Here is a 282-nt window from a genome sequence, read left to right on the forward strand (position 1 = left end):
GGTCAATGCCGCCCTCAGCGGCAGCGGCGAGCTGGACCTGAACGCGGGTGCGGGGGTCGACCGTTTCGAGGCGGCCCTCACGGGTTCGGGAAGCCTGACGATCGTCGGCAGCGCCCGCGAGCTGCATGCCACCGCCAGCGGCTCGGGCGAACTCGATGCGCGCCACCTGCGCGCGGCCAGCGTCGAAGTCGGCCAGACCGGCTCCGGCAGCAGCACGGTGCAGGCAAGGCAGAGGGTCAAGGCATCGATTTCCGGCAGCGGCGACATCGAGGTATTCGGCAG

The 282-nt window shown here is 70.9% G+C and carries 1 protein-coding gene; it reads left to right on the top strand.

The features are described 5' to 3' along the window. The coding region (locus ACNKXS_RS15425; protein ID WP_417921657.1) for a GIN domain-containing protein at nt 1-282 on the top strand (282 nt) is incomplete at both ends.

Source organism: Christiangramia marina (assembly GCF_048285865.1).
GTDB classification, from domain to species: Bacteria; Bacteroidota; Bacteroidia; order Flavobacteriales; family Flavobacteriaceae; genus Christiangramia; species Christiangramia marina.